The sequence below is a fragment of the Streptomyces sp. NTD91 genome, assembly GCF_059510455.1.
The window spans coordinates 64,977-76,435 of record NZ_JCAJZW010000039.1; the positions used below are offsets into that span (position 1 = coordinate 64,977).

Genomic DNA, 11,459 nt, shown 5'->3' on the forward strand with positions numbered 1-11,459 from the left:
ATCACCCCGCGCTCGGCTGCATCCGGACGGAAGATGGGGGTAGTCTCAGACGGACTGCATAAGTTACCGCTTAGTAACACCGAGGCCGCCTCAGGAGCCCCAATGCAACTCGCCGCGATCATCGTGTCGCTGGTGCTCGCCGTGGTCGGCGTGGCGCTGTTCGGCCGAGCCATCGCCCAGATCTACCGGTTCGTACGGCTCGGTCAGGACGTCCCGGCCGGCACCCGGACCAATGACTGGACCGCCCGCACCGCCACGGTGATCAGGGAGTTCCTCGGTCACACCAGGATGAACCGCTGGGGCGTGGTGGGCGCCGCCCACTGGTTCGTCGCGGTCGGCTTCTTCTCGCTCGTGCTGACCCTGGTCAACGCCTTCGGTCAGCTCTTCCAGGCCGACTGGGCCCTGCCGATCATCGGGCACTGGCTGCTGTACGAGCTGTTCGTCGAGGTCATCGGCACCATGACGACGCTCGGCATCCTCACACTGATCGTGATCCGACAGCTCAGCCACCCGCGCAAGCCGGGGCGCAAGTCCCGCTTCGCCGGCTCCAACTTCGGCCAGGCGTACTTCGTCGAAGCCGTCATCCTGATCATCGGCGTCGCCATCATGACCCTGCGCGGTCTCGAGGGCGCCCTGGCCGGCGTCGGTCACTACGAGGCCGGCTACTTCGCCTCGTACCCCCTGGTCTCCGCCTTCCGCGGGCTCAGCACCGGGACTCTGCAGAACCTGGTCTACCTGGTGGCGATGATCAAGATCGCAACCTCCTTCATCTGGATGATCGTGGTCGGCCTGAAGACCGACATGGGTGTGGCCTGGCACCGCTTCCTGGCGTTCCCGAACATCTTCTTCAAGCGCAACGCCACCGGTGAGACCTCCCTCGGCGCCCTGCTGCCGATGACCTCCGGCGGCAGGCCGATCGACTTCACCGACCCCGGCGAGGACGACGTCTTCGGCGTCTCCCAGGTCGAGCAGTTCTCCTGGAAGGGTCTGCTGGACTTCTCCACCTGCACCGAGTGTGGCCGCTGCCAGTCGCAGTGCCCGGCGTGGAACACCGGCAAGCCGCTCTCCCCGAAGCTGCTGATCATGTCCCTGCGGGACCACGCGCACGCCAAGGCGCCGTACCTGCTCGCGGGCGGCGGCAAGACCATGGAGGGCGAGGAGAAGGCCTCCGAGGAGCAGCTGAAGGACGTCCCCGCCGCCGCCCTCGCGGAGGCCGAGCGCCCGCTCATCGGCACCGCCGAGGAGAACGGCGTCATCGACCCGGACGTGCTGTGGTCCTGCACCACCTGCGGCGCCTGCGTCGAGCAGTGCCCGGTGGACATCGAGCACGTCGACCACATCGTCGACATGCGCCGCTACCAGGTCATGATCGAGTCCGCGTTCCCGTCCGAGGCGGGCACGATGCTCAAGAACCTGGAGAAGAAGGGCAACCCCTGGGGCCTGGCCAAGAAGCAGCGCCTGGAGTGGACCAAGGAGGTCGACTTCGAGGTGCCGGTCGTCGGCAAGGACATCGAGGACCTCTCCGAGGTCGAGTACCTGTACTGGGTCGGCTGCGCCGGCGCCCTGGAGGACCGCGCCAAGAAGACCACCAAGGCCTTCGCGGAGCTGCTGCACATCGCCGGCGTGAAGTTCGCGATCATGGGCGGCGACGAGAAGTGCACCGGCGACTCCGCCCGCCGCCTCGGCAACGAGCCCCTCTTCCAGGAGCTCGGCATGGAGAACGTCGCCGCGCTGAACATGGCCTTCGGCGAGGACGACGACGAGTCGACCAAGAAGCCGAAGTCCGCGAAGAAGATCGTCGCCACCTGCCCGCACTGCCTCAACACGCTCGGCAACGAGTACCCGCAGCTCGGCGGCGACTACGAGGTCATCCACCACACCCAGCTGCTCCAGCACCTGGTGGACGAGGGCAAGCTCATCCCCGTCACCCCGGTCGAGGGCATCATCACCTACCACGACCCGTGCTACCTGGGCCGCCACAACAAGATCTACACGCCCCCGCGCGAGATCATCAGCAAGGTCCCGGGCCTGCGCAACGAGGAGATGCACCGCCACAAGGAGCGCGGCTTCTGCTGCGGCGCCGGCGGCGCCCGGATGTGGATGGAGGAGCGCATCGGCAAGCGCATCAACAACGAGCGCGTCGACGAGGCCCTCTCGCTCAACCCGGACATCGTCTCCACCGCCTGCCCGTTCTGCCTGGTCATGCTCACGGACTCCGTGAACGGCAAGAAGAACGACGGCACGGCCAAGGAGTCCATCCAGGTCGTGGACGTGGCCCAGTTGCTCCTCGACTCCGTCAAGACCCCGGTCGACCCGGCGGGCGAGGCGGAGACCGAGAGCGAGCCGGAGCCGGAGCCGGTGAAGTAAGAGCGGCTCCGCGACACGAGGGCGCCCCCTGCACCACACGGGCAGGGGGCGCCCTCGCGCGTGCGGGACCGCTCGGGCGGAAGTGCCCGTACTGCGGCGAAGGCCGGCGGCCTGCCGCACGGGACGGGGACGCCCCCGCACGCGACCGGGAGCGCCCACGGAAGCGGACTATGCCTTCTTGGGCTCGGCCTGCTGGACGACCTCGAAGGACCACAGGGTCGAACCGGAGGCGGCGGGCTTCGGCTTCTCGCCGCCCTCCCCACCGGCACCCTGGTGCGCCGCCTTCATGGGGCCCTCGAGCCAGGCCTGGAACGACTCCTCATCGCGCCACCGCGTGTAGACGAGGTAAGTGTCGGTGCCCTCGACCGGACGGAGAAGCTCGAACCACTCGAAGCCGTCGGAGCTCTCCACGGCGTGGGCCCGGTGGGCGAACCGCTGCTCCAGCGTCTCCCGCTGCTCGGCGGGGACGGTCAGCACGTTGATCTTCACTACGCTAGGCACATGACACCTCTCGTCAAACAGGGGACCCGACTGGACCCCTGACCTGGACCATGTGCCGCAGTGTCCTACATCCGGCAGTCAAGGAGGCGTGAGGACGACTCCGCGTCGTCCCTCGAAGCGCAGCGGACCAAGTGCGAGGCGCTGATCACGGCCAAAGGCCGGACCGAGGTGCGGGCCGGGCTCTCGGCTCCGCTCTCTCGGCTCCGGGGTCGTCTCCCAGCGGGAAACCCTGGAATTCCCCTGTGCCTTCCCCTGACGGTCCCTTAGGGGATGTCACAGGTCGGCCGCAAAGGCGGGCCCGGGCGCCCGGGCCGGGCACGTCGCTCTCCGGGACCGGGTACGTTCGACGACGTGGCTGGATTCAGGATCGGACGCGGGGGCCGGGACAACCGCACCCCCCAAGGACAGCAGGCGCCGCAGGGACCGTCGTACGGCCGGCCAGGCCCGCAGCACGGGCAGCAGGGGCGGCCGTACGGACGGCCCGCGGGGCCGTCGTACGGCTATCCGCAGGCCTCGCAGCGGCCGTACCCGCAGCAGTCGTACCCACAGCCGGGCCGGCGGCCCCACGCGCAGCAGGGGCAGCCGTACGGCTACCCGGGCCCGGCCGGCGACGACGGGCCGGAGTACTTCGGTGACGGCGGCCACCCGGGCAGCGCCGCGGGCCAGGACCCGTATGCGGCGAACAACCCCGGCCACACCCAGGCGTTCTCGGTCGACGAGGCCGCCGGTTACACGCAGGGCTCGACCTACCAGGCCGGCTCGGCCGCGGCACCCGCCGCCCCGCTCGGCCCGCCCCTGCACTGGAAGGATCTGCTGAGGGGGATCGTCCTCTCCCCCAACCAGACGTTCCTGCGCATGCGGGACTACACGATGTGGGCCCCGGCGCTGATCACCACCTTCCTCTACGGCCTGCTGGCCGTGTTCGGCTTCGACGGCGCCCGCAAGGACGCGATCGGCGCCACGCTCTCCAACGCGGTGCCGATCGTGCTGATCACGGCGGTCGTGATGGTGCTGGGCCTGTTCGTCCTGGGCGTGGTCACCCACACCCTGGCCCGCCAGCTCGGCGGCGACGGTGCCTGGCAGCCGACCGTCGGCCTGTCCATGCTGATCACGGCTCTCACGGACGCGCCCCGCCTGGTCTTCGCCATGTTCTTCGGGGGCGACGCCGGTTTCGTGCAGTTGCTCGGCTGGGCCACCTGGGTCGGCGCGGGCGCTCTGCTCGCCCTGATGGTCTCCCGCTCCCACGACCTGCCCTGGCCCAAGGCGCTGGGCGCCTCGGCGATCCAGCTGATCGCCCTGCTGTCCATCGTGAAGCTGGGGACGTTCTAGTAGATCGTCCAGCCCATGGGAAGGGCCCCGGCGTGCCTCGGGTTCCAGCCGTCGTCCTCCGGATCGCCGACATCGACGTCCGGACGGGCAAGAAGTGGCGCAACGGCCGCCACGCCCATTAGACGTCGTTTCTTATGGTGCGTATGAACACACACGTTGTAGAGCAGCGAAGGCCGCGCTGGCGGAGTCGGCAGGGAACAGCCGCAGGACGGTGACTCGGTTCGGCGTCGTGATGACGTAATGCCGCGCCAGGTAGGAGAGATCTCCCCAGCTTTCTCGGGCATGGGCGCGCATCAGGACCTGGCCGCATCTCGTGCAGGCGATCCAGGGGACGAGGACGAGACCGGCCAGGTCCTGTTCGGCCCCACCTGTTGCCTCGGGGACGGTGCTTCCGTCGCCTTCGATCAGCTTCAGGTGGCCCGATGTGCCGTCATCACGGCACTGAAGGATCCGTGGTGTGAGCATCTCCCGCTCGCCCCAGGTCTCTGCGAGCACGGAGATCTGGGCCCTGACCGTCTCGCTGATCGGCGCTCGGTGGCCGAGGATGCCGGAGACGAGCAGGCCAAGTCCCGCCTCCTGCTCTCCGATGTCCCAGCAGTCATTGACTTGCTGGGCTTCGGCCTCCGGCAGCAAGGCGGCGAGCCGGTTCCAGATGACGGCATCGTCGGTCACCTGGCAGACGCTACCGGCCGGCGCTGACGCCCAGACGCCGCAGTCAGATGAGCATGACCGCGATCGCAGTGAAGCCAAGGAAGTGTTCGGGCTTCCGCTCGTAGCGCCGGTGCAGCCGACGGCATCCGGACAGCCACGACATGGTCCGCTCGACCACCCAGCGGTGACGGCCGAGGCGGGCTGAGCTCTCGACCCCGCGGCGCGCGATTCGCGGGACGATGCCGCGTTCCCGCAGCCATTTCCGCAAGTGGTCGTAGTCATAGCCCTTGTCGCCGTGCAGCTTGGCGGCCCGCCGACGGCGCGGTCCCCGGCGGGATCGAATGGGTGGGATGCCCATCACCAAGGGTTCCAGGGCCTGGCTGTCGTGCAGGTTGGTGCCCGAGATGGCGACAGAGATCGGCAGGCCGTTGCGGTCGCAGATCAGATGAATCTTCGACCCGTTCTTACCCCTGTCGGTCGGATTCGGTCCCGTCAGTGGCCCCCTTTTACGGCGCGGATGCTCACCGAGTCGATGGCGCACCGGGACCAGTCCAGCTCGCCCTGGGCGCCAAGTTCGTCAAGGATGACTCGGTGCAACCGGGCCCACACCCGATCCCGGCTCCACTGGGCAAACCGGCGGTAGACCGTCTGCCAACAGGCTCCGAAGACCCGAGGGGAGCTGGCGCCAGGTGCAGCCAGCCGTGTCGACGAACACGATCGCCGCCAGCACCTCCCGGTCGCCAGCACGCCGACGGCCACCACCCTGCGGCCGCTGCACGACCGTCGGCGGCACAACCCGTCGGAACAACTCCCATAAACCGTCCGGAACCAGGTGCTCTACAAGCCTCTCCATGCGGGCTTAACGCCGCACTCCGCCAAAAGAAACGGTGTCTAAGGGCCGTGAGAAGGCGGCGCCTCCGATCCACCAGAGGCGCCGCCTTCGTCCGGTCCGTCCCGCTACCTGGGCGAGGCCGACCGCATTCACACGGCCGACCTGCTACAGGAGAAAGTGACCGTCCGCGCCATCGCCGTGGAGCTGGGACGCAGTCCGTCCCCCGAAGCCGGGATTCGGCGCCGGAGACGACGAAAGACCGACCGAATGCAGCCCGCCGACGCAGGGGCCGGGCAGGGGTGGAAAACACCCTCACCGGCAACGAGACCATCAATAGCCACCAGGACCGAGGCGCGCCCATAAAACGGTCCGGCGACCGGGCGCTTCCGCACTACCGGCCGCCGGACTGTGAAGTTCAGCCGTTGTTGTTATTGTTGTTGTTGTTCGCCCCGCCGCCGTTGTTGTTGTTGTTGTTATTGTTGTTGTTGTTCGCGCCACCGCCGTTGTTGTTGTTATTGTTGTTGTTCGCGCCACCGCCGTTGTTGTTGTTATTGTTGTTGTTGTTCGCGCCACCGCCGTTGTTGTTGTTGTTATTGTTGTTGTTGTTCGCGCCACCGCCGTTGTTGTTGTTGTTATTGTTGTTGTTGTTCGCCCCGCCGCCGTTGTTATTGTTGTTGTTGTTGTTGTTCGCGCCACCGCCGTTGTTGTTGTTATTGTTGTTGTTCGCGCCACCGCCGTTGTTGTTGTTGTTATTGTTGTTGTTGTTGTGGCGGTGATGCCCCTTCCTTCCGTTGTTGTTGTTGTTGTTATTGTTGTTGTTGTTTCCGCCGTTGTCACTCGGTGCCATCGCGTGAGCGACCGTAGGCGTCGGGGCGGCGAAGGCGGCGGAGGGGATCAGGGCGCCTCCCGCGGCCAGTGCAGCCGATGCGGTCAGTACCGCAGTGCGCTTTGCGATCTTCTTGATCATGATTTTCCCTTTTCGGTGTGTGCGGATCGTGCCGATTCGGAGCCCGATGGGATTGCGGCCATCCGCTCGGCTTGATGACTCAATTACGCCCTGCCACTTCGCCCGCGTCATCACCCGAAATCTCGTGGCTTGACAGCGGCGCCGCCCTGGGTGTTTCCTACGTTCTCTTTGGCCGACGCTGCGCCACCGCCCCGGTCCGAGCCGCGAGAACGGAACAACCGAGAGCGGGGCTCATTTGCGAGCATGCTCTGCCGCCGTCGGGGGGCACATCGGGTGGGCACCCCAAGTTCCGCCCCGCGCACCCCATGTCTCACTTCGGATCGCCTGACAACACCGCACCGGCCGATCTGTCTTGATCGGTCTGGATCTTTTGCGTGGCTCCGGTGGCAGGGGGAAACTGGCCAGTGATGGACCTGCTAGAACGAGAGGCAGTGCTCCGGGACCTCACCGGTCACCTGCAGGATGCCGTGAGCGGCCCTGGACGGCTGGCCCTTGTGCGAGGCGAGACCGGCATCGGCAAGACCTGTGTCGTCAACCGTCTTGCCCAACTGGCCGATCCCCAGATCCGTATTCTGGTCGGCGCCTGCGACCCACTGGCCACACCTCGCCCCCTGGGCCCCCTCATGGACTTGGCCCCGCGCCTGGGTCGGACGGTGCGCACCGCCCTCACAGGAGCCCTGGACGGTACCCGCCGCCCCGACGAGGCCTTCGACTGCCTCCTCGCCGACCTGGGCTCCTACCCCAGCCTGCTGGTCCTGGAGGACGTCCACTGGGCCGACGAGGCCACCCTGGACCTGCTCCTCTACCTGGCCCGGCGCCTACCGAGCGTTCCGGCGCTGGTCGTGGTCACCTACCGCGACGATGAGATCGGCCGCACGCACAACGTGACCGCTCTTCTCGGCACTCTGGCCGGCTACCCATGGGTGTACCGCCACGACCTGGCGCCGTTGAGCCGCCGGTCCGTGGCCCGGCTGGCCACCGGGCACGCCGTCGACGCCGAGCAGTTGTACCGCGCCTCCGCCGGCAACCCGTTCATCGTCACCGAGATCCTGGCCGCCCCGGCCGAGTCCATACCGGCCACCGTGCGCGAGGCCGTCGCCGGGCGCCTGGCCGGCCTGTCGCCCGCGGCCCGCGGGATCGTCGACGTACTGGCCGTGCTGGGTCGCCGGGCATCGCTGCCGCTGCTGACCAGCGTGCTGCCGGCCCCGGAGTCCGCCCTCGACGAGGCCATGGTGTGTGGAATCGCACGAACCGACGGACAGGTGGTCGAGTTCCGCCATGAGCTGACCCGGCTGGCGGTGCTGGAGTCCGTACCCGCCGCCCATCGGCTACGAGTGCACCGGGAGGCGCTGGCAGCGATGCGGTCCCGTCCGGTCGCCGCTGACGATCTGGCCCTTCTGGCCGACCACGCCGAGGGCGCCGGAAGTCCGGCCGCCGTGCTGGAGTACGCTCCCGCCGCGGCCGCCCACGCTGCCGCGTTGGGCGCGCACCGGGAGGCGGCCGCCCAGTACGCCCGTGCCCTGCGGTACGCCGACCGCCTGCCGCCCGACCAGCACACCTCGCTGCTGGAGGGCCACTCGCAGGCCTGCCTCCTGTCCGGCCGGCTGGACGACGGAGTCGCCTCTCGCCGCAGGGCGGTGAAGCTGCGCCGCGCCCTGGGCGACCGGCGGCACGAGGGAGAGAACCTGCGCTGGCTGTCGTGCTGGCTGTGGCCGGCCGGGCGGACCGTCGAGGCCAGACGGACCGGACTGGAGGCGGTGCGGGTCCTCGAAGAGCTGGCGCCCAGCCGGGAGCTGGCCCGGGCGTACCTGAACCTCTGCCAGTTGGCCTGCTACGAGCATGAGGGGGTGGGGACTGCCACCACCTACGCCGAGAAGGCGATCGCTCTGGGTGAGCGCTTCGGTGATGCCGGAGTGGTCGTCCAGGCCCGCTTCCACGCGGCGGCGGCACGCATGCTGACCGAGGGGTCCGGCTGGGAGGAATGCGAAGAGGCGGTGTCCAGCGCGATGGCGCAGGACCTGCCGGAGGACGCGGGGTTCCTCGCCCTCGTCATGTGCTGGTTCACCGCGCTGCGGCGGGATACCGCCCGGACCACCGCGGCCGTGCAGCGGGCGGAAGCCTATTGCCTCGATCGCGACCTGGTGTCGTACCTGCTGTGCACACGGGCATGGGGCAGCTGGGGACTGCTGGCCGAGGGCCGGTGGAGCCAGGCCGCCGGCGCCGCGCAGAACGTCCTGTCGCATCCCAGCTCACCACCGGTCGTCCGGGCCCTCACCCTGAGCGTCCTCGGCCTGGTACGGGCCCGCCGGGGCAGCGCCCAGGTGTGGCCACTGCTGGAGCAGGCGGCGAGCCTCGTCGACTCGAACTGCCTGCTGGACACGGGCCTCGGGTGGGAGGCCCGGGTCGAGGCGGCCTGGCTGGCCGGTGATCACGAACGGGTGCGGACCGAGGCACAACGTGGTCTGGACGCATTGGCGGGACGTACCCACCCCTGGCTGTCCGGACCTCTGGCCTGCTGGATCCTCCGCATCGGAGAAGCGCCCCCACGGGTACCCGCGAGCGGACCCTACGCGCTGGAGCTGGCCGGTGACTGGGCGGGCGCCGCCGCCCAATGGGACGAACTGGGCTGCCCGTACCAGGCCTCGCTGGTCCGATTGTCCGGCGACGCGCCCGCGCTGCACCAGGCGCTGGCCGCCTTCGAGGTCCTCGGCGCCCGGCCGGCCGTGGCGCGCACCCGCGCCGTGATGCGTGCCCGCGGTGTCCGCCCGGTCCGGCGCGGCCCGCGGGCGGCCACCCGGGCCAATCCGTACGGACTGACCCTCAGGGAGATGGACGTGCTCAAACTGCTGCACGAGGGACTGTCGGATGCCGAGATCGCCGCCCGTCTCTACATCACTCCCAAGACCGCCGGGCATCACGTGGGCGCGGTACTGACCAAACTCGGTGTCCACAGCCGCCAGGAAGCCGCCCGCAAACTCCACGATTCCGAACGTTGAAGTCGACGCGCGACTTCACTCACGGGTGATCAGGATGAGGAAGGCAGCCGTGCGGAGCACCGGCCTCGTGGTCGCGGCCTCCTGCTGCATGGCGCTTGGCGCAGGGGGTACGTCAACGGCCGAAGCAGCCGCCCTGTCATGGAATCCGAGGGCAGCGCCCACGAATTCGGCGCCCCGCTGCTATGCGGCGCACCGCACCCCGGACGTGATCACGTGCTACCGGACTTCGTGGAAGGCCGAGTACAGGCACGGCGACGTGGTCTATGTGCCTGTCCTCATCCAGGTGCCCGCACCTGCGCACCCACCGTCGGTGACGATCGTCGACAGCCTGAACGACATCCGCCCGACGGACACGAGTCCGGGCACCGCTCCCGGCAGCAGCGCGTGACGCGGCCGGCTCAGGCGTCGAGAACCTGCCCGGCCCGTCGCACGACAGGAGGCAGCACGGACCACGGGAAGTTGATCCAGTCGTCGGTGCGCTTCCAGACGTACTCGCACTTCACGAGGGAGTGGGACTTCTCGTAGATCACCGCGGAGCGCACCTCGGCGACGGTGTCGAGGCAGAAGTCACGGACGAGCTTGAGCGTCTTGCCGGTGTCGGCGACGTCGTCGGTGATCAGGACCTTCTTGTCGGAGAAGTCGATCACGTTGGGGACGGGCGCCAGCATGACCGGCATTTCGAGGGTGGTTCCCACGCCGGTGTAGAACTCGACGTTCACCAGGTGGATGTTCTTGCAGTCCAGTGCATAGGCGAGCCCGCCCGCGACGAACACCCCGCCACGCGCGATGCTGAGCACGATGTCGGGCTCGTACCCGTCGTCGGCGATCGTCTGCGCCAGTTCCCGGACGGCGACGCCGAACGCCTCGTAGGTCAGGTTCTCCCGCACTTCGCCCATGTCGCCGTGGCCCTCACACCTGGGTCCGATGGAAATTGACGTAGGACCGCGAGGCGGTCGGGCCGCGCTGCCCCTGGTACCGGGAGCCGTAGCGCTCGCTGCCGTACGGGAACTCGGCGGGCGAGCTGAGCCGGAACATGCACAGCTGTCCGATCTTCATCCCCGGCCAGAGCTTGATCGGGAGGGTGGCGAGATTGGACAGCTCAAGGGTGACGTGCCCGCTGAAGCCGGGGTCGATGAACCCGGCGGTGGAGTGCGTGACGAGCCCGAGCCGCCCGAGCGAGGACTTGCCCTCGAGCCGCGAGGCGAGATCGTCGGGCAGCGTGATGACCTCGTACGTCGAGGCGAGCACGAACTCCCCGGGGTGCAGGATGAACGGCTCGTCGCCCTCCGGCTCGACCAGCCGGGTCAGATCGGGCTGCTCGACCGAGGGGTCGATGTGCGGGTACCGGTGGTTCTCGAACACCCGGAAGTAGCGGTCAAGCCGCACATCGACGCTCGACGGCTGCACCATGGATTCGTCGTAGGGATCGATCCGTACCCGCCCGGCGTCGATCTCGGCCCGGATGTCCTTGTCTGAGAGAAGCACGTAGCGAGGATACGCAAGGCGCGCGCAGCCGTGACAATCGTGACGGCTGCGCGCGCCCGGTGACTGCTCCACCGCCTTCCGCTGCTGCCGCATCCGCCGCCGACGTCTTCCCCCGCGGCTGCGGCGTCTTCCGGCCAGGGCCCGTCCGACCGTTCGCGTCGTTGCCCGAACGGCGGCCGCGCGGCGTCAGGCACGTGCTCTCGGCGTGCCGGCCCCAGGCCCTCGCACTGTCTGGGGCCGGTGCGGCGAGTGGGGGCACCTCCCTCGCCCTTGGGGCACTGGGGGAGCGTGCATGGCGTCGCGCGGCAGACGGGAATTGTCGGACAACGCG

General features: G+C 68.6%; 8 protein-coding genes and 2 pseudogenes. 4 read left to right on the forward strand and 6 right to left on the reverse strand.

Going from position 1 to position 11,459, the window contains the following annotated elements:
* Positions 1 to 102: 102 nt before the first annotated feature.
* The gene (locus AC5WRT_RS30370; protein WP_496096704.1) at positions 103 to 2,367 is read left to right on the forward strand and encodes a (Fe-S)-binding protein; all 2,265 of its coding nucleotides are present in this window, start codon (positions 103 to 105) and stop codon (positions 2,365 to 2,367) included.
* Between the two features lie 168 nt (positions 2,368 to 2,535).
* Here AC5WRT_RS30370 and AC5WRT_RS30375 read toward each other — a convergent pair whose 3' ends face one another.
* Positions 2,536 to 2,868, reverse strand: coding sequence for an antibiotic biosynthesis monooxygenase family protein (locus AC5WRT_RS30375; RefSeq protein WP_496096705.1), 333 nt, complete (start codon positions 2,866 to 2,868; stop codon positions 2,536 to 2,538).
* A gap of 270 nt (positions 2,869 to 3,138) precedes the next feature.
* Here AC5WRT_RS30375 and AC5WRT_RS30380 point away from each other — a divergent pair, with 270 nt between their 5' ends.
* On the forward strand, positions 3,139 to 4,197 hold the full coding sequence (locus tag AC5WRT_RS30380; RefSeq protein WP_496096706.1) for a Yip1 family protein: 1,059 nt from the start codon (positions 3,139 to 3,141) through the stop codon (positions 4,195 to 4,197).
* Between the two features lie 132 nt (positions 4,198 to 4,329).
* On the opposite strand, the gene AC5WRT_RS30385 is transcribed toward AC5WRT_RS30380, so the two are convergent.
* Positions 4,330 to 4,869 carry a hypothetical protein gene (locus tag AC5WRT_RS30385; protein ID WP_496096707.1) on the reverse strand — a complete coding sequence of 180 codons (540 nt, stop codon included), beginning with the start codon at positions 4,867 to 4,869 and terminating at the stop codon, positions 4,330 to 4,332.
* Between the two features lie 43 nt (positions 4,870 to 4,912).
* Positions 4,913 to 5,701, reverse strand: a pseudogene (locus AC5WRT_RS30390) (IS5 family transposase).
* Positions 5,702 to 5,791: 90 nt separating this feature from the next.
* On the opposite strand from AC5WRT_RS30390, the pseudogene AC5WRT_RS30395 reads away from it, so the two are divergent.
* Positions 5,792 to 5,906, forward strand: a pseudogene (locus AC5WRT_RS30395) (helix-turn-helix domain-containing protein); the annotation flags it as partial.
* Positions 5,907 to 6,095: 189 nt separating this feature from the next.
* Here AC5WRT_RS30395 and AC5WRT_RS30400 read toward each other — a convergent pair.
* On the reverse strand, positions 6,096 to 6,527 hold the full coding sequence (locus tag AC5WRT_RS30400; protein WP_496096708.1) for a hypothetical protein: 432 nt from the start codon (positions 6,525 to 6,527) through the stop codon (positions 6,096 to 6,098).
* A gap of 527 nt (positions 6,528 to 7,054) precedes the next feature.
* On the opposite strand from AC5WRT_RS30400, the gene AC5WRT_RS30405 reads away from it, so the two are divergent.
* A complete protein-coding gene (locus tag AC5WRT_RS30405) occupies positions 7,055 to 9,643 on the forward strand; it encodes an ATP-binding protein (RefSeq protein ID WP_496096709.1) in 2,589 nt (862 codons plus the stop codon).
* Between the two features lie 398 nt (positions 9,644 to 10,041).
* Here the strand turns inward: AC5WRT_RS30405 and AC5WRT_RS30410 are convergent, their stop codons facing one another.
* On the reverse strand, positions 10,042 to 10,539 hold the full coding sequence (locus AC5WRT_RS30410) for a phosphoribosyltransferase (RefSeq protein ID WP_496096710.1): 498 nt from the start codon (positions 10,537 to 10,539) through the stop codon (positions 10,042 to 10,044).
* A gap of 13 nt (positions 10,540 to 10,552) precedes the next feature.
* Complete coding sequence (dcd, locus tag AC5WRT_RS30415) at positions 10,553 to 11,128, reverse strand: dCTP deaminase (protein ID WP_496096711.1); 576 nt, start codon at positions 11,126 to 11,128, stop codon at positions 10,553 to 10,555.
* Positions 11,129 to 11,459 lie beyond the last annotated feature (331 nt).